Genomic DNA, 20,877 nt, shown 5'->3' on the forward strand with positions numbered 1-20,877 from the left:
GTTCGATTCTGGAAATAAAGTAACTTCCAAACTATGGGATAAGCCGCAAGCAAACTTATTTTTTGATAGACGGTTCCATCATCAAACCAAAGGCTCTTGAAGGAAACAGAAATTAAGATTATCGTGATCGGAGGTGGGTTGGCAGGGCTGATTTCATCCATCCTTTTGGCTAGAAGGGGAAAAGAGGTGGTCTTAATTGAAAAGAAGTCCTATCCCTTTCATCGCGTTTGCGGTGAATACATTTCCAATGAGGCGCTTGATTTTTTGAAACGGGAGCAGTTGTATCCTGATTTTTTGGAGATACCCTCGATTTCTAATTTTGAGTTTAGTGACACCAAGGGAAGAACCGCCCGAATAGGGCTTGAGCTGGGTGGGTTTGGCATTAGCCGGTATGTGTTAGATGCCTGGCTGTTCCAAAAAGCAAAAGATGCCGGAGTAAATGTCATGGCGGGTATTCAGGTTTCTGATGTTGAATTTGTGCAGAAAGCAGAAAAACACAGGCTGACGCTTGCCGATCAGACTACACTTGAAGCGGATTTCGTCATCGGAGCTTTCGGTAAGCGCAGCAAATTGGACAAGGTTTTGGAGCGGCCATTCATCCAAAAAAGGAGTCCGTATATCGGTGTGAAATACCATATCAAATCAGATTTTGCTAGAGATAGGGTTGCACTTTATAATTTCAAAGGCGGGTATTGTGGACTCAATGCGATAGAGGATGAAAAGGTCAATCTCTGTTATTTAGGACGTCGGGATCAACTGCGGCATTGCGGGTCTATTGAGGAAATGGAGAGAGTGGTTTTGTGGGAAAATCCGATCCTGAAAAGAATTTTCACCGAAAGTGATTTTTTGTTTGAAAAGCCGGAGGTCATCAATGAGATCAATTTTGAGCCGAAGAAGCCGGTGGAAAACCATATCCTAATGGCGGGAGATGCGGCGGGACTGATAGCGCCGCTTTGTGGCAACGGCATGGCCATGGCCATCCATTCCGGAAAGATGGCCGCCGAAGCTATCCTCTTGGGAAGAAGCAGAGACGAAGTCGAGTCAATTTATTCCAGAAATTGGAACGCCGAATTTCGACGGAGACTCTGGGTAGGCCGACGAGTTCAACAGCTTTTTGGGTCGAAGGGGGTTTCTGTTTTGGCGCGAAATCTTATCCAGCACATTCCTTTTTTTGCGCAGCAAATCATCCGAAATACGCATGGAAAACCATTTTGATCAATACTCAAAAACTTGAAGGATCTGCGTGTTTTCCAAAAAATAGTAGATAAAGAACGCATTCAAAGCCAATGCAGAAATCCCGTTCATACCCATTGCCCAGGAATAGGAGGCATATTTTTCGGAATTGGAAATTACAAATCGAAACCATATTAGGAAAAAGAGCACAATCGGAGCCATAGCTGCCAAATAAATCCATAAGACGCTTTCCTGATTCCGATCTAGGAAAAACCAGGCAAAAGCAGCTCCGGTCACAACAAACAGAAGTGCGGAAAACATAAATGTTCCTTTAATTCCCAGGAGAATACTTAGTGTGTGATCACCCCGCCTGGAGTCTTCCCGGTGCTGATAAACCTGTGTAAGCGGATAGTTTCCCCACAGCATCAAACTGGTCAATAGTCCGGGAATAGCGATGTGAGGTTTTATCAATACATCCCAACCCAGATCGCTCAATCCCGCATAAGCAATCGAAAAAGTGAAATATCCCTGAAAGAATCCCGCAATAAACCAACTGGCCCAAGGGTATTTTTTGATCCGGATGGCGGGGTGAGAATAGGCCATACTGACCAGCGCATAGGTCAGCAGCATGCTCGCAAAAGTCCAACTGATCATCATACCCAACACCAACGAGACTAGCAGAAATCCGTGGGAAAGCCAGTATAAATCGGAGGTGATTTTGGGAGGATGCTTCAGTCCTCCTATACTTTCTTCATCCTTGTCAAAATAGCTGTTGTACCCATTGCTGCTTGGGTACAGGAATAAGTGGAGCGCAAGGAAGACCAGAAGCAATCGCCCCCCGTTCAGGTTGGGAGTCAGGCCAAGCGCAAACAGAAAAACCGGCATCAGCAATAATGAAAACGGGATGCGGAGATGACGGAGGCTGGATCGGGAGATCATGGTTTATTTCGTTGTTCGATTAACCTTATCGGATCCGAATGGTTACATAGCATGACATCCAATTTAGAAATAATCCTTTAACTTGAACTAATGAATCCCAGTATCGTCAGTATCGGTCTTTCTAATCCGGGAAAACCGATTTCCCAATCTGAAATTGCCCGCTTTATGCAGCTCGCTCATCAGTTGGATGACGCTGAGGGGCGTAAGCTGGGGTTTCTCTACAGAAAGACCGGTATCGAAAGTCGCCATAGTGTCCTTCAGGATTTTGACAAATTGAGCGTGGACGATTTCACTTTTTTTCCAAAAAACGAATCACTCTCCCCATTCCCCGGTACTAAAGCTCGGATGGAAGTTTTCCAGAAAACCGCACCGGGTTTGGCAGCAGATGCAGCGATTTCCTGCATGGATCAGTCGGGTGAAAAGATGGCATCATTGACTCACCTGATCCTCGTGTCCTGCACCGGAATGGTGGCTCCTGGCGTAGAACTTCAGCTCATGGAAAAGCTTGGACTTGCAGATACGGTCGAGCGGTATTGTGTGCATTTCATGGGTTGTTATGCGGCTTTTACAGGACTTAAACTTGCAGACAAGATCCTAAAGGCTGAACCCGATGCCAGGGTCTTGCTGGTTTCGGTGGAGCTTTGTACACTTCATTTCCAGAAAGAATGTTCCGAAGATAATCTATTGGCCAATTCCCTTTTTGGCGATGGAGCTGCTGCGGCACTGGTGATGAATTCAGGCAGAGGCTTAAAAATAAATTCTTACCTCAGCCAAGTGCTGCGAGATGGCGTCCAAGATATGGCTTGGGGCATTGGAGATTTTGGTTTCGAGATGAAGCTCAGTAAATACATACCTGCCCTCTTGGATCAGGGAATTCGGCAGTTTACAGATGTTTTTGAACAAAAGTTCAAACTGAGCCGAATTCGGAATTTTGCGATCCATCCCGGAGGAAAACAAATTCTGCAAAAAGTACAGGAAGCGTTTGAGCTCTGTCCGGCGGTGAATTTTCACGCCTTGAATGTGCTCAGGCAATTTGGCAACATGTCCTCAGCAACGATACTTTTTGTGTTGGATCGGATGATGAAAGATCAAAACGTTCAGGGGGAAATCCTGGCGATGGGTTTCGGTCCGGGACTGACCTTGGAAACCTTACACCTGGAAAAGCAATGAGCATCTTTGCAAAGCGAAGTGAGGAAAAGGAGCTCATGGACGACCTCGAGTGCTCAGGCGAAGAACTGGAGCAGACCCTGAGGGAGCTCAAAACCATTAATCGCTGGCTGGGCGGGAATCATGTGACCACCAACGGAATGGCCAAAATCATGAAACTCTACCCAAAATCTTTTTACCAGATTGCTGATATCGGATGTGGCGGGGGAGATATGATCGGGATCATGAATCGATGGGCCAACTCCCAAGGGTTAACCATGAATTTCGTGGGAATTGATGCCAACAGGAACATTGTCGAGTTGGCGAAGGTTAGGCTACAGGAAGTAACCAATGTCCGCTGGCAGGTACAAAATGTATTTGATCCAGAATTTTCGAAAGAAAAAGTGGACATAGTGACTTGCACGCTCTTTACTCACCATTTCACCGACCAAGAATTAATCAGCTTGATTCGAGCTTTCCGAAGCAAAGCTTCTTTGGGAATAGTCATCAATGATCTTCATCGCCACTGGTTTGCTTTTCACAGCATTCGAATTTTGACCAGAATTTTTAGCAAATCGCCGATGGTTCAGCATGACGCCTCACTTTCCGTTTTAAGAAGTTTTAGAAAAGCGGATTGGGAGAGAATTTTGAAAGCTGCTGGAGTAGAAACTTTCGAAATTCGTTGGTTTTGGGCGTTTAGATGGCAAGTTTTGATTTTATTTTAAACTAGAAACAAATAAATTTTGCTTATGGAACTATCTCCGGAAACCCTCAAATCAATCTTGGATCAAGCGATCGTCCTCGCCTACCTGATCATCCCGACCCTGATATATGCGACCCTCTTTTACATTGTTGGTCGATTTGTAGTCAACAAACTGGTAAAAGGGTTTAGTAGACTTCTTGATGCCCGAGATGCCAATCCCTCCCTTAACTCATTTTTGGTCGGATTGGTCAAAGCACTCCTTTACGTTTCCTTGTTCATCGGGATGGCGACGATATTGGGAGTGCCGATGTCGTCTTTCTTGGCGATATTAGGTGCTGCAGGTCTGGCGATTGGCTTGGCACTGCAAGGGTCACTTTCCAATTTTGCGGGAGGGGTGCTGATCCTACTTTTCAAGCCTTTCAAAGTTGGCGACGTCATCGAAGGCCAAGGCAACGCCGGCAAGGTGGTTAAGATTGATATTTTGTATACCCATCTTCATACTTTTGACAATAAAGAAGTCGTGATTCCAAATGGTAATCTGGCAAATTCTGAGGTAGTCAATATGACCTCTCAGCCTACTAGAAGAGTGGATTTGAATGTAGGTGTCGGTTACAGCACGGACCTCAACAAATCAAGAGCGGTGATTTTGGAGATTTTGAAAAACGACGAACGCGTACATGCTGATCCCGAACCGGTGGTTTTTCTAAAAAATTTCGGAGACAGTTCGCTCGACCTGACTGTCAGAGCTTGGGTGGACACAGAAAACCTCTGGCCGGTTTACTTTGATTCGATGGAGAAAATCAAAGCTGCCTTTGAATCCAATGAGATAGAGATTCCATTCCCGCAGCGGGTTGTTTATTCCCAAAAGGATTGATTGCCTGAAGACTACAAAAATCCCCCGATTGGCGATTAGCCGATTTGGGGATTTTTTTTGTCTAGTAGCGGACCAAAATCTCGTCAATCGACTTTCTTGCAATTGCAGGCACATACGTTTCAGCTTTCGCAAAGCCTACCGGCAAAAGCAAGAAAGGCTTTTCGTGTGCTGGACGCTGTAGGATTTCGCTTAGAAAATTCATCGGACTCGGCGTATGGGTCACTGTCACCAGGCCGGCTTGATGGATCGCCGCGATCAAAAAACCGCAGGCAATACCAACAGACTCTGAGACGTAGTAGTGCTGGACTTTTTCCCCGTCTTGGACTCCAAAAGACTGCTTGAACACGACGATCAAATAGGGAGCATCTTCCAAAAATGGCTTTTCCCAGTCCGTCCCGAGCGGCTCCAGGTCTTTCTTCCAAGTTGTCGGCATCCGGCTGGCATAGCTTATTTTTTCTTCCTCCTCGGCAGCCACCCTGATCTTTCGTTTGATTTCGGGGTTTTCGACCACGCAAAACGTCCAAGGCTGCTTATGGGCTCCCGAGGGAGCGGTGCCGGCGGTAAGGATGACGTTTTCGATGACCTCGATGGGGATGGGTTTGGTGTCGAATTCCCGGACAGTTCGGCGTTGATCCATGGCCTGGTAGAAATTCACCGCATTTTCCTTCAGCTGTTCAGCGCTTACATTTGGCCGTGAATATGACACGTGCTCATGGCCATTGATCAATTTTTTTTCCATAAAAAAAACGGTTACCTCGAAAGTTAACCGTTTTTGAAAAAGATTTGGCTTGGCTTAATCCATCGTAATTTCTTTGGATCCGCCAGGATAGGTTACAATCACGATTTTATCGCATGCTCCTTCACCGAGATCTGCGGTTAGTGTGTTTCCTAGGATTGAGAATTCCAATTTCCCCTGGCTTGGAACGAAATTGCCCGTTGCTCGGCAGTCTTCTTTTGCGACCAATGCATCTGTGACCAACACCGTATAGTCAATTCCTTCCCGACTATTTCCAGATGCGCCTCCGGTAATAGAGGCTTCATATCGTTCGTCCAGCAGCGTTAAAACCCGAGTTTGCGTGCTTGCCCACGTAACTGAAGTATTGTCTGGCCAGGTAACTTTACCGTTTTCAACCTTCACATTGAGGGTGACCTTTTTAGCAAATATATCTATACCTGCATTGGTTATGGTTCGTTTTCCTTCGATTTTCAGTCCATTGGTCTCATAGCCATCGAAGGTTGTGACAATCGTAGTACCGGGTAGGAGAAAGTTAGAACCAGAGTAGGAAAGAAGAATCTTGCCCTTTCGGACGATACCATTTGGACTTGTGCAGCCAGTACCGAAGTCAATGGTGATTTTTTTTGTGGACTCATCGTGAGTGACGACCGTATTGGTGCAGATATCTGCGTCTGATTGTGTCCTAAATCCCAATCCGCTGCTTTGCAATACTTCAAGTGTCAGTATTTCAGTGTCTTCGTAGGCAGCACGGACTTCAAAGTCTTCCTCGACTACGCCCAGATTAGGCTCCGAATCAATAGGGTCTTCATCTTCGCTGCAGGAAAATATCAGGAAAGGGATAGTGAAGAGTAGGGGTTTTAAGTAATTCAACGGGTGATTTTTCATTTTTGCAAAGGTTCGAAAATCTAAATTTAAGATTTGTTTTTTTGATTGGGCTTGTCTGCTTTTCTGGGTTTATCGCGCACACACCCTATGTTTTGAGTCAAAGATACATCGTCTGGTATTATTCCCATTTTTTGGCTGAGATCCCATGCCACGACTTCTTCCGTCTTAATTTCCTTCTTTTTCACAGGAGCATTTGTTTTAAGTGTTGCTGATCACAAAGGTTTTAATGTAGCGATTTTTGGAAAATTTATTTTAAATAATGAACGACCCCGTCAATATCTATATTTGAAGATGAATGGATTTGATTTTCGAAAAGACAATTTAGAAACGAAACTAGCCCTAGTTCGCCGAAAGGCCGCCAATCTTTCGTTTTTGCGCCTGCTATTTTTTTTCGGAACAGGAGCGCTGTTTATCTTGGGATTGGCCGAACACCCGCTTTGGCTGGTAGCTGCTGGGATTGCTACCTATTTTTTCATCAAGCTCGTGAGCTTTTACAATTTTCAAAAAGATCAGGAGGCGATTTACCTTGCCCTGGGAAAGATGGAGGAACGAAAGGGTCATCGGCAGCGTCGTACACTTTCTGGCTTTGATTCGGGAGCTGAGTTTTCCGACAAAAACCATCCTTTTTGCAACGACTTGGATTTATTTGGCGAGCATTCGTTGTTTCAGCTGTTAAATCATACTGTGTCAAAGGGTGGCAAAGCGCGGCTGGCGTCCTTGATGAAAAGTAACTTTGACAAAGCAGAATCCGAAGGGAGAGCGCAGGCGGTGACTGAGTTGGCAGATAAGGCCCTGTTTCTTCAGGCTATGGAAGCTGCGGGATTGGCCCTGAAGAAGGATGAAGCTGAAAACGGAAAGTGGATTGACTGGCTGGGTAGCGCTGAAAAACAATCCGTCTTACCGAAAATGCTGGCTTTCATCGGACCGATTGGAGGGTTGACGCTGCTAAGTTTGATTTATCTCGGCATCGTACCCGAAGCAATACTGGGTGTTTGGGTATTGCTTGGTGTTGGATTTTTGAGCCTTGTTTTCAAGCCTCTAAAAGCGGCTGCGGATGCGATTCCAGTCGCATCGACGCTGAAGTCCTACCTGATCCGCACCAAACTTATCGAGCAGGAGTCGTTCTATTCCAAGACCTTGAATATTGCCAAATCAGAGCTCAGCAACGAGAAATCTCCGGCATCGTCCCTTTTGGGGGATTTGGACTCGCTTGGGTTTTGGATTCAAAATCGGCTTAATCTGCTCTACTTGCCCTTCAATTTATTGTTCTGGACGGATTTTTTGATTTTCAATCAGCTCGCTTCATGGAAAAATCGGGTAGGTCAATCCCTCAGTCATCTACCCGAAAACCTGGAGAAGTGGGAGGTCTTTGTTTCCTTGGGAGCGTTTGAAGTGGAGTTGGAAGGAGCAGCAAAATTTGAGTGGACGGAGGAAGCTGAACTGATCGCGACCGATATTTCTCATCCGATGATCTTGCCGGAGAAAGCAATTCCCAATTCCATCGGGCTCGATGCCGGGCACCGGCTAGTTATTTTGACTGGTGCAAATATGAGCGGAAAGACCACCTTTATGCGAACTCTTGGGATCAACTGTGTCTTGGCCAATCTGGGCCTAAGTCCTTTTGGCAGCAATTTGAGGATCGGGAAGATCCAGTTGTACACCAGCATGCGCAATTCGGATAATTTGGGGGAAAGTGTCAGTTCCTTCTATGCCGAACTCAAACGGATTCATACCCTGATCGAACGACTGGAATCCGGTGAAACCCTGTTTTTCCTGCTCGATGAAATTCTCAAAGGGACTAACACCCAGGACAGGATTTCGGGTTCGGAAGCATTGATACTGCAAATTCTCAAAACCAAGGGTCTCGGAATCATGAGTACCCATGATATCGAGCTATCGGTATTGGAGCAAAGTGTAGAAAATCTACACAATTTCTCATTTCATTCGGAGATCCACGACCGGTCGATTGACTTTGACTATAAGATCAAAAAAGGCCCTTGCCCGAGTTTCAACGCACATAAATTAATGGAATTGATGGGTATCCGCTTTGGCAACCCGGAGCATATGGCATCCAAATTGGGTAGATGATTGGGAAATTTATTGTTTACTTAAACCAAAATAGTTATGAGCTCTTTATTGTATATTATCGCAGTAGTTTTGATCATCGGGTGGTTGTTGGGTGTATTCGTTTACAGTGTAGGGGGCTTGATCCACATTCTTTTAGTTTTAGCAGTTGTTGCAATTTTGCTTCGTCTAATCGGCGGCGGGAGAGCAGTCTGACGCTAGAAAGGAGTCGATCCGAACTTTTATAGTACTTCGTTCCGTAAGAATCTATTAATTTTGGGCTGTTTATGACCCACTCTGCACACAATCAGATTCTCGGAATTTTAGGTGGCGGACAGCTTGGCCGCATGCTGATCCAGTCCGCCATCAATTACAACCAGGATATTCACATACTCGATCCCGATCCGAATGCGCCCTGCAAAGACATCGCGCAGCAGTTTCAGGTAGGCTCGCTCAAGGATTTCGACACGGTTTATGCCTTCGGCAAAAACTGCGACGTAATCACTGTTGAGATCGAGGCGGTGAATACCGAGGCATTGCAAAAGCTGGCTGAGGAAGGCAGGAAGGTCTTTCCTCAGCCGCATATTCTCAAACTCATTCAGGACAAACGCGAGCAAAAGCAGTTTTACCGGCAGCATGGGATTCCTACGGCAGATTTCATCCTGACCGAAGACAAAGCTGATGTGCTTGCCAAGAAAGACTTTCTTCCGGCAGTCAACAAGCTGGGAAAAGAAGGCTATGATGGGCGAGGAGTACAAATCCTGCGGTCCGAACATGATCTGGATAAAGCCTTCGATGTGCCTGGCCTTTTGGAAAAGCTGATTGACTTTGATAAGGAAATTGCCGTAACCGTGGCCAGGAATGAGGCTGGAGATCTGATCGCCTATCCAGCGGTGGAATGCGCCTTTCATCCGACGGCGAATTTGGTCGAGTTTCTTTTTGCGCCAGCGCAAATCACTCTCGAAGTCGAGCAAAAAGCTCAAGAAATCGCTAAAGAAGTCATACTAAAACTAGGCATGGTCGGAATCCTCGCTGTGGAACTCTTTGTTACCAAGTCCGGCGATGTCCTCGTAAACGAAATCGCTCCGCGTCCACACAACAGCGGCCATCATACCATTGAGGCCAATTTTACCTCCCAATTTGAGCAGCATCTGAGGTCAGTCATGAACTGGCCGCTCGGCAATCCCGAGTTGAGATGCCCTGCTGCAATGATCAACCTACTGGGCGAAGACGGGTTTTCAGGGCCTGTTTTGGTGGAGGGCAAAGAAGAAGCCCTTGTCGAGAAAGGCGTCTACATCCACCTCTATGGCAAGAAGCTCACGAAGCCCTTCCGAAAAATGGGCCATGTGACCATCTTGGACGACGATGTCGTAGGTCTCAAGGCTAAAGCCAACAGAATCAAAGAACTTATCAAAATCAAATCTACGCCATGAACCCACAGGTAGGAATCATCATGGGAAGTCAGTCTGACCTTCCAATTATGGCAGAAGCGGCTCAGTTTTTAGAGGAAATCGGGATCGCTTACGAGCTGACAGTAGTGTCTGCACATCGTACACCCCAGCGGATGATCGATTATGCCGGATCCGCTAGAGAGCGGGGGATCAAGGTAATCGTGGCCGGAGCTGGCGGTGCGGCGCATTTGCCGGGAATGGTCGCTTCCTTGACTAGCCTGCCGGTGATCGGTGTGCCGGTGAAAAGCTCCAACTCAATCGATGGCTGGGACAGTATTTTGTCAATTTTGCAGATGCCAAGTGGGATTCCCGTGGCAACCGTTGCGCTGAATGGTGGGAAAAATGCCGGAATTTTGGCTGCTTCTATCGTAGGAGCCTACGATGTTGAAGTGGGAAGGAAGATGGATGCTTTCAAGACAGGACTTCGTGAGAAAGTCGAGGAATCCGCCGCTCAGCTGGAAGAAAAAGGCTGGAAAGCAACCCTTAAAAAATGATTTGAGGTTTGAAAACAAAATTTGGAATCGCTGATCCATTGTCAAAACTCAAACTTTGAATCTCAAGTGTCCACGTATGGATTGGAAAAAAACCATCAAATTTAAAATCGGTTCGGAAGACTGGGAGATGCCGCTCAATGTATTGCTTCTGCTGGGAGCAATCACGATAGGCTTGATGGGAGTCGGACTCTGGATGGGATTTCAGTTTGGCACTCGATGATTTTAAGAGATATCTAAAAGGATATTGAACGCCGAGATTACCCAAGGTTTGGATCAGGCTGTTCGAAAGTTTCACACTTCGGAAAAGCTTAACTTCATCCTATGAACCGCCTCATCCAACTCCGACACACGCTCCACCAGTTCCCTGAAATAGCGCTGGAAGAAACCGAAACAGCTAAACAGATTCTGGAATTTTTTGCTTCGCTCCACCCGGATCGTAGCTATGAAAAGCTCGGAGGAACGGGATTGGCTTTTGTGTTTGAGGGGAAAAAGCCGGGGAAACGATTGCTTTTCCGTTGCGAATTGGATGCACTTCCCATCGAAGATCTGAAATCCTCTGATCACCAAAGCCAAATCAAAGGCAAAGGCCATCTCTGTGGACACGATGGGCATATGACGATAATCTGTGGTTTGGGAGAAAAGCTGGCACAAAATCGACTCGATTCTGGCGAAGTGGTTTTGTTATTCCAACCTGCTGAGGAAACGGGCGAGGGGGCAAAGGCAATATTGGAAGATCCCAAGTTCGAGGAGATTCGTCCGGATGCGGCTTTTGCATTGCACAATCTTCCGGGGTATCCACTCCATCAAGTGGTGATGCGACAGGGTACTTTTGCCGCTGGAAGCACGGGGATGACCCTCGATCTCCAAGGAAAAACTTCCCATTCCGCGCATCCTGAAGCTGGGATTAACCCCGCGCAGACCTTAGCAGTTTTGATCCAAGAACTTTCCCAGCTACCCAAAAAACTGGAAGGCTTTGGCCTCCTGACTTTGATTCATGCGGTATTGGGAAGCGTGGCCTTCGGCACGAGTGCTGGAAAAGCGAGCTTGAGTATGACACTCCGGGCCTATGACCAGAAGGATTTGGAGCGGCTGATTGACTTAGTGAAAGAGGCTTCAAAGTCCGAGGCAGCTCAGGCTGGATTAGGGGTTAACTTTACGTTTGTCGAAAGTTTTGCAGTCGCCAAAAATGATCCTATACTGTATCCAATCGTAGAAAAAGCAGCGGAAAACCTCGGACTTTCTATCCTTGAAAAACCAGAACCTTTCCGCTGGTCCGAGGATTTTGGGCTGTTTTCCCAGATCTGCCCGGCATTTTTATTTGGCTTGGGAGCGGGAGAAAATTGCCCCCAACTGCATGAAGGAACCTATGACTTTCCGGATGAATTGATCGAAACAGGGGTTGAGATGTTTTGGGAGATTCTATCTGGAATTTAAATAAAAAGACCTTCCAGTCCCGATAGTGTTGGGGATCAAAATCCGACAGATCTGGGAACTAGGTCCGCTTTCTAAATCGTCTGTTTTGCGCGGACCATTTCTGATTTTCTTGAAAACTCAAAAATCAGAATAGTCAGTTGGATAAAGTAGTCTGCTGTCGTTTCTGTTCATGATATTCTGGTATTCGGGCAGCACTTTCATAGTGCTCCAATCCGGGTCGGAACCGAAGGTTTTCCAACTGGTATCCCGGGATTCGATGTTTTCAAAGGTGGTCATGTACATAAGATTAGGCATGGCCGAGCCTGCTATGACTTCTCCATAAAATACGGGATTGAACTTCAGTTTGTCGAAGATGTCCATTTCTCCTGAGTTGAACATCTTGACTTTTTGTTTGTAAAGTTTTTCAGTTTGGCTTTCGTAGCTTCTCAGTTCATAAACGCGGTCTTTTTTGGGGCCAGTGACTTTTGACTCTGCAAAATGAGGCCGTTCGGTAAATGCTCGCATGAGCACGGTTTCGATCCGGAGGTAAGGAGGCTTGTCGAAAGGTGCATTGATGTAAGCAACTCCTGCAGTTTGATAGGCCTGGTCTTTTTCTAATTTGGCCGGCATTTTAGCCCACTCTTCCATGGAGGAAAACGGAATATAGAGATAGATTCGCTTGCCTGCGTCAGGTTGAGAAGCGATAGGCTTGAATACCCCAACTTTTGGTACGCCATTTCTATGTAGCGCTGGCAAAAGTGCTTTTTCAAGATAGGCGTCCATCTGAGATTCCTGATCGGAATTTTCGATGTTGTAAATTCTCAGTTCGTAGAAGTCGCGCTTGCCCTTTTGGGCGAACAGACCTGTCGAGACAAGGGTGAAGAAAGCAAGTAAAAAAGTGCTGATTAGGATGTTGGCGTTCATGGAATTGGCTTTAGAGTCGATGCTAATTTGATTGGGATAAATTAAATTAAATAATTCGGCTTGCCATCCCTTTTCTGCCTTTGGCTAGTTTTTCAAGGTATAGTTTCCGGTAACTTTTACCAGAATTTCGTCTCCAACATCAGCATGCAAGCTATACCGAGGACAAATGCCGACACGATCAGAGTCCATTCTTTGCGATTCACTCCCACCATGCTCATCAGGGAAGTCAACAGCAGAAATGAAATGACAATTATGATTTGTCCGGCTTCCAAGCCTAAATTAAAAGCTAAAAGAGGTTCCCAGATGCTATTCTCTTTTCCCAACAGTTCTTTCAGATAATTGGAAAATCCCAATCCGTGGATCAATCCAAAGAATACCGCAAGTAGGTAGTTTAATTGGATGCCTTTGCCGTTGTTGGGTTTTGGTCTAAATAGCGTAACCAAAGCTGTGAGTGCGATAGTCGCCGGAATCAAGAATTCGACTACATCCGTGCGGATTTGAATTACATTGAATACGGCTAGCGCTAGCGTAAGCGAGTGACCGATGGTAAAGGCGGTAACCAGAATCAGGATTTTTCTCCAGTCTCGGGCGACATATACGGCACATAGCGCCAATACAAATAGGATATGGTCAAAACCTCGGATGTCCAGAATGTGCTGTAACCCGAGTTTGAAATATAATTCAAATGAATTCATATTGGGGTATAGATGCTGCTAAAGGGTTAGATTGCGGCGAAAATACAGGTTAATTCCTATAACAACATCGTGCCCGCAACAAATGCAACCTCTATTGCTTCCTTCGATCCTTTCGGTTTGGATGACCATTTTTCATCCTTTTTTCCTCAGTCTGACTGAGATCCGCTACAATAAAGACAGTCAAAAGTTAGAGATCTCACAGAAAATATTTTGGGATGATTTAGAGATCGGAATGGGCAACTACACGGGGGAGAACGTCAATTTTCTCAATCCAAAAGATCCTGCAAAACTCAAAAGTCAACTTCAGGAATATTTGCAATTGCACAATCAGGTAGTTGTAAATGGAAAAAACCTGACTTTAAGACTTTTGGGATATGAAGTCGAGGACGATGCTGCATGGTTTTTTCTGGAATCTTCGAGTTCGGAAGTTCCAAAATCTGTGGAGGTCAAAAACACCGTTTTGTTGAAGGATATTGAAGGGCAGCGGAATATCGTCCATGTCTACAACCAGACTAATTCTCCGAGAAGTCTGCTCTTGGGAAAAGGCGAAGAAAGTGGGACGATCGAGTTCTAGGAAAAAGCCTTGTTGCTTAAATACCCCGCATGAAAAAGCCGTCAGAAACGTTTGCTGACGGCTTTTCGAAAAAAGTAGGAAGAAAGAGCTGAGGAATTTTCCTTCAGTCCTTTCTTCATTCTGGAAATTACTTCAAGCTTCCGATCATATCTTCTGGCTTCACCCATTCGTCAAACTGCTCGGAAGTCAGCAGTCCAAGTGCAATCGCCGCTTCACGCAGGCTAGTGCCTTCTTTGTGCGCTTTCTTGGCAATCGCTGCCGCATTTTCATAGCCAATGTAAGGATTCAAAGCCGTTACCAGCATCAGGGAGTTTTCGAGGTGTCGCTGGATCATCGAAGTGTTTGGCTCGATACCGATGGCGCAGTTGTCATTGAACGACACACAGGCATCTCCTATCAATCTTGCAGATTGGAGGAAGTTTGCCGCGATCAAGGGTTTGAACACGTTCAGCTCGAAGTGCCCGTTTGAGCCGCCGATGGAGATGGCGACATCGTTGCCCATGACTTGCGCAGCGACCATCGTGATGGCTTCCACTTGAGTCGGGTTTACCTTGCCCGGCATGATGGAAGATCCTGGCTCATTTTCCGGGATCAGGATTTCGCCGATTCCGGATCTTGGGCCGGAGGAAAGCATTCGAACGTCATTTGCAATCTTCATAAGCGATACTGCCAACTGCTTTAAGGCTCCGTGGGTTTCAACCATCCCGTCGTGCGCAGCAAGCGCCTCGAATTTGTTCGGAGCCGTAACAAACGGATGTCCAGACAGCTCGGCAATCTTCTTGGCAACCAGTTCCGAGTAGCCCTGAGGGGTGTTCAGCCCGGTTCCTACGGCTGTGCCGCCGAGTGCCAGTTCAGACAAGTGAGCAAGCGTATTTTTCACAGCCCTGAGTCCATGATCGAGCTGCGCCACATAGCCGCTGAACTCTTGCCCCAAGGTCAGTGGTGTAGCATCCATGAAGTGTGTGCGGCCAATTTTTACCACATTTTTGAAAGCTTCAGCTTTGGCAGCCAACGTATCTCTCAACTTCTGTACACCAGGAATGGTCGTTTCTACCACCATCTGATAAGCCGCCACGTGCATGGCGGTCGGATAGGTATCGTTGGAAGATTGAGATTTGTTGACGTCGTCGTTTGGATGGATTTTCTTCTTGGCATCTTCCAAAGATCCTCCCAAGATCACGTGTGCGCGATAGGCGATTACCTCGTTGGAGTTCATGTTGGACTGGGTGCCTGACCCGGTTTGCCAGATCACGAGTGGGAATTGATCGTCGTGCTTTCCGGCCAGGATTTCGTCGCACACTGTGGCAATGATGTCAGCTTTGTCCTGCTCCAGTACTCCCAATTCGGCATTGGTCAAGGCGGCAGCTTTTTTCAAGATGGCAAAAGCCCGAATGATCTCGATTGGCATGCGGTTTTTCTCGCCGCCGATCTTAAAGTTATTGATAGAGCGTTGGGTCTGTGCGCCCCAGTATTTGTCAGCAGGAACCTCCACCGGCCCCATGGTGTCTTTTTCGATACGGATTGACATGGTGTATTGCTAAATGGTTTTGATTTCGACGCCAAATGTAAGGCCTAAGCGTCTTATAGCCTAGGAAGAAGGATGTTAGTTGTATGCTTTGAGTCAACGGTAGACAGTCGACTGTCCGCCGCAAAGCATCAAGAACTTAGATTGGTGACTGTGTGCAGCATTTGCAGGCTTTCGTCCTAGTTGACAAGCTATGTTTTCGGATTGAAGCTTCAAATCCTCTTTTGAACGGCTGTCGACCGCTGTTCCTGGACGGTTGACTACTTTGTCAAACCTTCAAGGTTTTAGAAACCTGAAAGGTTCTTACGCCGCCTACTGATCAAGCGACTGCGAACTGCCTATTCCTTCCCCTTCATCTCAAGATTGATCAGGTCATGAAACACCTCCTTGGAAGCCTTTACCTGCCGATGGAAAAAGAAGATTCCCAAGCAATAATTCAATACTGCCAATCCGAGGCAGATGCTGCCGTAGGTTAAATTTTGCTTTGCAAAAAAATAGTAACCCGCAAATGCCAGCAACACCATGCTCCAAAACGCCAGAAAAAAAACGGTGGTTGGAAAAAGGCTGTATTTGACAAAAATTATGCTGCCGCGAGGAGTGGATGCGATCTCTCCGGTCATTAGCGGGAGAAAGGAATCACCCCGTTTGATCGTCCGGGAAATATGGAATCCTTCACGGCCGATCATCCCATTAAAATAGATTTTGTGGTCTCCCTGAGTTCTTGCATCCAGAAAATTCACCTCCCGAGTCACCCGCGACAATTGTCCCAACACCTCTTTTTTTGAAAGTGCGCTGACTAAGGTTTCGTTATGGATGGGCAGGAGGTTCACAGTTTAACTATTTCATAGGATTATAATGTGATTTCTATTGGCGATATGCAATGCTCTGAGCAATCATTCCCCGGCGTCAGAAGCTTTTTCCAAGGTTATTTCACAGCTATACAGGAGATTTCCACATTTACATTCTTTGGAAGCTTGCTTACTTCAACGGTTTCTCTCGCCGGAGGATTGGTTTTGAAGTATTGGCCGTAGGCTTCGTTGATAGTCGCAAATTGACCCATGTCATTGATGAAAATGCTGCATTTCACCACGTCGGAAAAGCCAAAATCCGCAGCGCGAAGGACGGCTTCCAAGTTCTTCATCACAGCATGAGTCTCTTCGGTGATGTTTTCGTTGATCAGCTCACCTGTATCTGAATCCAGAGCGATCTGACCCGATATGTAAAGCGTATTCCCCGCCAGTACAGCTTGTGAATAAGGCCCGATCGGGGCGGGAGCTTCTGGAGTGAAGATGATTTGGTTCGGCATTGGGGGTAAGGGTTAAAGGTTATTCGCTATCTATTAAGGCACTAGACGTTAGGTTCAACACGCTGGAGTTAAATACTGCTAATATCGGTAGTTCGAAAGGGTTTCGACTCCGTTCCCCCATTGAAAATCCGGACTGACACGCCTGTGATCCTACGCGTTCCCCTCCCAAAGAATGGGAAGTTAAAGTGCGGCAAAATGAACTAAGCACTGACTACTGCTTCTTTGCCTCGTTCCAGTGGACGTCCATCTCTGCCAGTGTCATTTCGCTGAGGTTTTTGCCGGAATTTTTAGCTGCATTTTCCAAGTATTGAAAACGTTTGATGAATTTCAGATTGGTACGCTCCAGTGCCTCTTCAGGATCAATGTCGATGAATCGGGCGTAGTTGATCAGCGAAAACAACAGATCACCAAATTCTCCGGTGGCCTTCGCCTGATCGATCTCTTTGTTGCCTGCTACGTTGAATTCAGCCTTGAACTCCCGCATTTCCTCCTCTACTTTCTCCCATACCTGGCTTTTTTCCTCCCAGTCAAAGCCGACTCCGCGGGCTTTTTCCTGGATTCTCATGGCTTTGATCACTGCCGGCAAGGACTTCGGCACTCCTCCTAAAACGGAGACATTGCCTTTTTCTTTCAGTTTAATTTTTTCCCAATTTTGGCTGACCGTCTCCGCATCGTTTGCCTCTATGTCGCCGTAGATGTGGGGATGGCGCCGGATCAGTTTTTCGCAAAGCGAATCGATCAAAGTTTTCATGTCGAAGTTACCTTCCTCTGATCCGATCTTGGCGTAAAATACGATGTGAAGCAGGAGGTCGCCGAGTTCTTTTTTTATTTCTTCCGGGTTTGCTTCCAAGATCGCGTCGGATAGCTCGAAGGTTTCTTCTATCGTCAAGTGCCTGAGGCTCTCTGTAGTCTGTTTTTTGTCCCAAGGACACTGAGCCCGCAGCTCATCCATGATCGTCAATAAGCGATCAAAAGCAGTGAGTTGTTCGGGCCGGGTACTCAATTTTGACATGGGCGGGGAAACTAACCTGAAAGTATGGACGTTTTCGAAGTAAAGCTTTAAATTTGCGCAAATTTATCCGTTATGACAACTGTATTCATTACCGTAGGATTCGTGGCATTATTCTTTGTTTTAATGTCCGTACGCCTCTTATTCCTCAAAAACGGCGAATTCAAAGGCACCTGTGCCTCCCAAAGTCCCTATCTCAACCAGGAGGGAGTCACCTGCAGCCTATGTGGCAAAACAGTGGATTCCTCTGCCGACTGCGCCAACCCAAACAATGAGGTTGACAAAGTCATGGCCAAATTCAAATAATTACTTCCCTGTTTTAGCCAATTTTTCACATCACATTCGCATTAAACTATCATTTCGTGTCGCTTATTAAGTCTATTTCCGGGATAAGAGGAACCATCGGGGGCAAAGCCGGTGAAGGTCTAACTCCTATCGATGTCGTAAAATTCGCCTCAGCCTACGGGGCTTGGGTTATAGAGAAAACCAACAATCCAAAAGTGGTCATCGGTCGAGACGCCCGCCTTTCCGGCGAGATGGTCTCCAAACTGGTTTCAGCGACCCTTCAGGGTTTAGGTATCCACGTCATTGACCTTGGACTGAGCACTACGCCAACCGTGGAGTTGGCAGTTCCCTTAGAAAACGCCGGTGGTGGTATCATTCTTACCGCCAGCCATAACCCTGTCCAGTGGAACGCACTCAAGCTTCTCAATTCGGTAGGAGAGTTCATTTCTGACGAAGAAGGAAAAGCCATCTTGGACAAAGCCGAAAAGGAAGCCTTCACTTTTGCAGAAGTAAAAAAGCTCGGCAAGTACACCCAAATCGATGACTACATCGAGCGCCATATTCAACATGTCTTGAGTCTGCAGTTGGTGGACGTCGAGGCGATCAAAGCCCGAAACTTCAAAGTCGTGGTCGATGCGGTGAACTCTACTGGAGGTATCGCCATTCCAAAATTGCTCCGAGCACTGGGTGTGACCGAGATTGAAGAGATGTATTGCACGCCTGATGGCCATTTTCCCCACAATCCTGAACCGCTTCCGGAAAACCTCCGTGACATTTCGAAGAAGCTGGAAAAAGGAAGCTTTGATCTCGGCATTGTTGTCGATCCAGATGTGGACAGACTGGCATTCGTCAACGAAGACGGATCCATGTTTGGAGAAGAATACACCTTGGTTGCGGTGGCTGATTATGTGCTTTCCAAGACTCCCGGAAACACCGTTTCCAACCTTTCTTCAACGCGCGCCCTGCGTGATGTGACCGAAAAACGCGGCGGGCAATACACCGCTGCAGCAGTGGGCGAAGTTAACGTCGTGACTCAAATGAAGGCGGTAAATGCCGTCATCGGAGGTGAAGGAAACGGCGGCATCATCTATCCCGCTTCTCACAACGGCCGTGACGCATTGGTGGGAATCGGCCTGTTTTTGACGCACTTGGCAAATTTCGGTAAGTCCATCTCCAAGTTGCGTGCGACTTATCCGAGCTATCATATTTCCAAAAACAAGATCGAATTGACTCCGCAGATTGACGTAGACAAGATTCTTTTGGAGATCAAATCCAAATACCGGAAGCATCCGATAAACGACATCGACGGTGTAAAAATCGAGTTTGAAAAAGAGTGGGTTCACCTAAGAAAATCAAATACAGAACCTATCATCCGCATCTACTCTGAGTCAGATTCCGAAGCAACCGCAGAGCATCTGGCCAAGAAAATCATCCAAGATATCAAGGAAGTGGTAAGTGCTTCTCTGATCTAATTGCCGAATACCGAGTCCCCAAACCCAAGTATGATGAACGTTTATTTTGACAATGCCGCCACGACAGCCATGGACGATCGGGTGATCGAAGCCATGCTGCCTTTTATGAAAAATCACTTTGGCAACCCATCTTCGGTTCACAGCCACGGAAGAGAGGTGCGCACTGCCATTGAGAGATCGAGAAAGAAAGTAGCGGAATTGCTCAATGCTAGCCCATCTGAGGTCTTTTTCACCTCAGGAGGGACTGAAGCTGATAACACTGCTTTGGTGTGCGGGATCGAAAGTCACGGGATCACCCACGCGATCACCTCCCCATTGGAGCATCATGCCGTACTTCACACACTGGAGGTTTTGGAGAAAAAAGGCAAGATCACACTCAGCATCCTCGATGTCAACGAGACTGGCGAAATCGACCTGAACCAAGCGGAAGAGCTTCTCAAAGCCAACCCCAAAAGTCTGATTTCACTGATGCACGCCAACAATGAAATAGGCAATCTCAATGACTTGACTCGAATCGGAGAATTGGCAAAAACGCATGGTGCCTTTTTCCACTCAGACACGGTGCAAACCATGGGGCATTACGTCCACGATATGAAGACTTTGCCTGTCGATTCAATAGTCGCAGGAGGACACAAGTTTCATGGGCCAAAGGGATCCGGTTTTCTCTATGTGAGAAAAGACAAGAAAATCCATCCTTTCATCCACGGTGGTGCACAGGAGCGAAATATGCGCGGTGGGACCGAAAACGTCATTGGCATCATCGGCATCGCAAAAGCACTCGAACTTGCCTACGAGGACATGGCCGGACACCAAGCCAAGATCGAAGCGATCAAGAGGCACTTTATCGAAAAGCTGCTTCAGGAAATCCCAGGGGTAGAATTCAACGGTCTTTCCGCCGATTTCGATAGAAGCTTGTACACCGTGCTCAATGTTAGCTTGCCGCCATCAGCTGCCAACAGCGGTATGCTACTTTTCAACTTGGATCTGGAGGGTATCTCTGCTTCAGGTGGTTCGGCTTGCAGTTCGGGAGCAACGGTCGGATCGCATGTGTTGCGAGCCCTGAATCATAAACCTGAGCGAGACTCGGTGAGGTTTTCCTTCAGCAGATTCAATACACTTGAAGACGTAGACTATGCCGTCGGAAAATTGAAAGACCTCTACCTAGTAGAAGCTTAAAACGAAAAAGGAGCTCAGAAGGCTCCTTTTTCG

The 20,877-nt window shown here is 46.7% G+C and carries 24 protein-coding genes; 14 read left to right on the top strand and 10 right to left on the bottom strand.

Annotation, left to right across the window (positions count from 1 at the left end):
- Positions 1 to 96: 96 nt before the first annotated feature.
- Positions 97 to 1,215, top strand: a complete 1,119-nt coding sequence (locus ABD031_RS03550) for an NAD(P)/FAD-dependent oxidoreductase (RefSeq protein ID WP_343848448.1) — start codon at positions 97 to 99, stop codon at positions 1,213 to 1,215.
- On the opposite strand, the gene ABD031_RS03555 is transcribed toward ABD031_RS03550, so the two are convergent.
- Entirely contained in the window at positions 1,216 to 2,112 is an 897-nt protein-coding gene (locus ABD031_RS03555) for a UbiA family prenyltransferase (protein WP_343848449.1), read from the bottom strand. It lies immediately after the preceding gene.
- A gap of 90 nt (positions 2,113 to 2,202) precedes the next feature.
- Here ABD031_RS03555 and ABD031_RS03560 point away from each other — a divergent pair, with 90 nt between their 5' ends.
- From ABD031_RS03560 to ABD031_RS03570, 3 genes are read left to right on the top strand one after another with little or no spacing between them, the layout of a single operon-like run.
- Entirely contained in the window at positions 2,203 to 3,282 is a 1,080-nt protein-coding gene (locus ABD031_RS03560; protein WP_343848451.1) for a type III polyketide synthase, read from the top strand.
- Positions 3,279 to 3,983, top strand: coding sequence for a methyltransferase domain-containing protein (locus ABD031_RS03565; protein ID WP_343848453.1), 705 nt, complete (start codon positions 3,279 to 3,281; stop codon positions 3,981 to 3,983). Before ABD031_RS03560 ends, ABD031_RS03565 begins: the two co-directional genes overlap by 4 nt.
- 24 nt (positions 3,984 to 4,007) lie before the next feature.
- Positions 4,008 to 4,835: a mechanosensitive ion channel family protein gene (locus ABD031_RS03570; protein ID WP_343848455.1), complete on the top strand. Its 828-nt coding sequence runs from the start codon at positions 4,008 to 4,010 to the stop codon at positions 4,833 to 4,835.
- 61 nt (positions 4,836 to 4,896) lie between these two features.
- Here the strand turns inward: ABD031_RS03570 and ABD031_RS03575 are convergent, their stop codons facing one another.
- Genes ABD031_RS03575 through ABD031_RS03585 form a run of 3 tightly spaced genes read right to left on the bottom strand, consistent with a single transcriptional unit; the run spans position 4,897 to position 6,641 of the window.
- Positions 4,897 to 5,574: a nitroreductase family protein gene (locus tag ABD031_RS03575; RefSeq protein WP_343848457.1), complete on the bottom strand. Its 678-nt coding sequence runs from the start codon at positions 5,572 to 5,574 to the stop codon at positions 4,897 to 4,899.
- A 54-nt stretch (positions 5,575 to 5,628) separates the two neighbouring features.
- A complete protein-coding gene (locus ABD031_RS03580) occupies positions 5,629 to 6,456 on the bottom strand; it encodes a hypothetical protein (RefSeq protein WP_343848459.1) in 828 nt (275 codons plus the stop codon).
- Between the two features lie 26 nt (positions 6,457 to 6,482).
- Positions 6,483 to 6,641 carry a hypothetical protein gene (locus tag ABD031_RS03585; protein WP_343848460.1) on the bottom strand — a complete coding sequence of 53 codons (159 nt, stop codon included), beginning with the start codon at positions 6,639 to 6,641 and terminating at the stop codon, positions 6,483 to 6,485.
- A gap of 187 nt (positions 6,642 to 6,828) precedes the next feature.
- Here ABD031_RS03585 and ABD031_RS03590 point away from each other — a divergent pair, with 187 nt between their 5' ends.
- The 6 genes from ABD031_RS03590 (at position 6,829) to ABD031_RS03615 (ending at position 11,899) form a co-directional block, all read left to right on the top strand.
- Positions 6,829 to 8,544 carry a MutS-related protein gene (locus ABD031_RS03590; RefSeq protein WP_343848462.1) on the top strand — a complete coding sequence of 572 codons (1,716 nt, stop codon included), beginning with the start codon at positions 6,829 to 6,831 and terminating at the stop codon, positions 8,542 to 8,544.
- A 36-nt stretch (positions 8,545 to 8,580) separates the two neighbouring features.
- The gene (locus ABD031_RS03595) at positions 8,581 to 8,736 is read left to right on the top strand and encodes a lmo0937 family membrane protein (RefSeq protein ID WP_343848464.1); all 156 of its coding nucleotides are present in this window, start codon (positions 8,581 to 8,583) and stop codon (positions 8,734 to 8,736) included.
- A gap of 71 nt (positions 8,737 to 8,807) precedes the next feature.
- Positions 8,808 to 9,953 carry a 5-(carboxyamino)imidazole ribonucleotide synthase gene (locus ABD031_RS03600; RefSeq protein WP_343848466.1) on the top strand — a complete coding sequence of 382 codons (1,146 nt, stop codon included), beginning with the start codon at positions 8,808 to 8,810 and terminating at the stop codon, positions 9,951 to 9,953.
- On the top strand, positions 9,950 to 10,465 hold the full coding sequence (purE, locus tag ABD031_RS03605; protein WP_343848468.1) for a 5-(carboxyamino)imidazole ribonucleotide mutase: 516 nt from the start codon (positions 9,950 to 9,952) through the stop codon (positions 10,463 to 10,465). The genes ABD031_RS03600 and purE overlap by 4 nt, the downstream gene beginning before the upstream one ends.
- A 76-nt stretch (positions 10,466 to 10,541) precedes the next feature.
- The gene (locus tag ABD031_RS03610; protein WP_343848470.1) at positions 10,542 to 10,685 is read left to right on the top strand and encodes a hypothetical protein; all 144 of its coding nucleotides are present in this window, start codon (positions 10,542 to 10,544) and stop codon (positions 10,683 to 10,685) included.
- 101 nt (positions 10,686 to 10,786) lie between these two features.
- Positions 10,787 to 11,899: an amidohydrolase gene (locus tag ABD031_RS03615; protein ID WP_343848472.1), complete on the top strand. Its 1,113-nt coding sequence runs from the start codon at positions 10,787 to 10,789 to the stop codon at positions 11,897 to 11,899.
- A 117-nt stretch (positions 11,900 to 12,016) separates the two neighbouring features.
- On the opposite strand, the gene ABD031_RS03620 is transcribed toward ABD031_RS03615, so the two are convergent.
- Together ABD031_RS03620 and ABD031_RS03625 are read right to left on the bottom strand one after the other, a co-directional pair.
- Complete coding sequence (locus ABD031_RS03620; RefSeq protein ID WP_343848474.1) at positions 12,017 to 12,802, bottom strand: NIPSNAP family protein; 786 nt, start codon at positions 12,800 to 12,802, stop codon at positions 12,017 to 12,019.
- 116 nt (positions 12,803 to 12,918) lie between these two features.
- The gene (locus tag ABD031_RS03625) at positions 12,919 to 13,497 is read right to left on the bottom strand and encodes a HupE/UreJ family protein (RefSeq protein ID WP_343848476.1); all 579 of its coding nucleotides are present in this window, start codon (positions 13,495 to 13,497) and stop codon (positions 12,919 to 12,921) included.
- 82 nt (positions 13,498 to 13,579) lie between these two features.
- Here ABD031_RS03625 and ABD031_RS03630 point away from each other — a divergent pair, with 82 nt between their 5' ends.
- Positions 13,580 to 14,071, top strand: a complete 492-nt coding sequence (locus ABD031_RS03630; RefSeq protein WP_343848478.1) for a DUF6702 family protein — start codon at positions 13,580 to 13,582, stop codon at positions 14,069 to 14,071.
- 127 nt (positions 14,072 to 14,198) lie between these two features.
- On the opposite strand, the gene fumC is transcribed toward ABD031_RS03630, so the two are convergent.
- The 4 genes from fumC to mazG form a co-directional block, all read right to left on the bottom strand.
- The gene (gene fumC / locus ABD031_RS03635; protein ID WP_343848480.1) at positions 14,199 to 15,599 is read right to left on the bottom strand and encodes a class II fumarate hydratase; all 1,401 of its coding nucleotides are present in this window, start codon (positions 15,597 to 15,599) and stop codon (positions 14,199 to 14,201) included.
- Positions 15,600 to 15,934: 335 nt separating this feature from the next.
- The gene (locus tag ABD031_RS03640) at positions 15,935 to 16,426 is read right to left on the bottom strand and encodes a hypothetical protein (protein WP_343848482.1); all 492 of its coding nucleotides are present in this window, start codon (positions 16,424 to 16,426) and stop codon (positions 15,935 to 15,937) included.
- 95 nt (positions 16,427 to 16,521) lie between these two features.
- The gene (locus ABD031_RS03645) at positions 16,522 to 16,902 is read right to left on the bottom strand and encodes a RidA family protein (protein ID WP_343848484.1); all 381 of its coding nucleotides are present in this window, start codon (positions 16,900 to 16,902) and stop codon (positions 16,522 to 16,524) included.
- A 211-nt stretch (positions 16,903 to 17,113) separates the two neighbouring features.
- Entirely contained in the window at positions 17,114 to 17,914 is an 801-nt protein-coding gene (gene mazG, locus ABD031_RS03650) for a nucleoside triphosphate pyrophosphohydrolase (protein WP_343848486.1), read from the bottom strand.
- 72 nt (positions 17,915 to 17,986) lie between these two features.
- Between mazG and ABD031_RS03655 the strand changes: the two genes are divergently transcribed.
- From ABD031_RS03655 to ABD031_RS03665, 3 genes are read left to right on the top strand one after another with little or no spacing between them, the layout of a single operon-like run.
- A complete protein-coding gene (locus tag ABD031_RS03655) occupies positions 17,987 to 18,217 on the top strand; it encodes a hypothetical protein (RefSeq protein WP_343848488.1) in 231 nt (76 codons plus the stop codon).
- A 56-nt stretch (positions 18,218 to 18,273) separates the two neighbouring features.
- Positions 18,274 to 19,668: a phosphoglucosamine mutase gene (gene glmM / locus ABD031_RS03660; RefSeq protein ID WP_343848490.1), complete on the top strand. Its 1,395-nt coding sequence runs from the start codon at positions 18,274 to 18,276 to the stop codon at positions 19,666 to 19,668.
- Between the two features lie 33 nt (positions 19,669 to 19,701).
- The gene (locus ABD031_RS03665; RefSeq protein WP_343848492.1) at positions 19,702 to 20,844 is read left to right on the top strand and encodes a cysteine desulfurase family protein; all 1,143 of its coding nucleotides are present in this window, start codon (positions 19,702 to 19,704) and stop codon (positions 20,842 to 20,844) included.
- The last annotated feature ends 33 nt before the right edge of the window (positions 20,845 to 20,877 follow it).

Origin of the sequence: Algoriphagus jejuensis, assembly GCF_039523455.1 — a bacterium.
Taxonomy (GTDB): Bacteria; Bacteroidota; Bacteroidia; order Cytophagales; family Cyclobacteriaceae; genus Algoriphagus; species Algoriphagus jejuensis.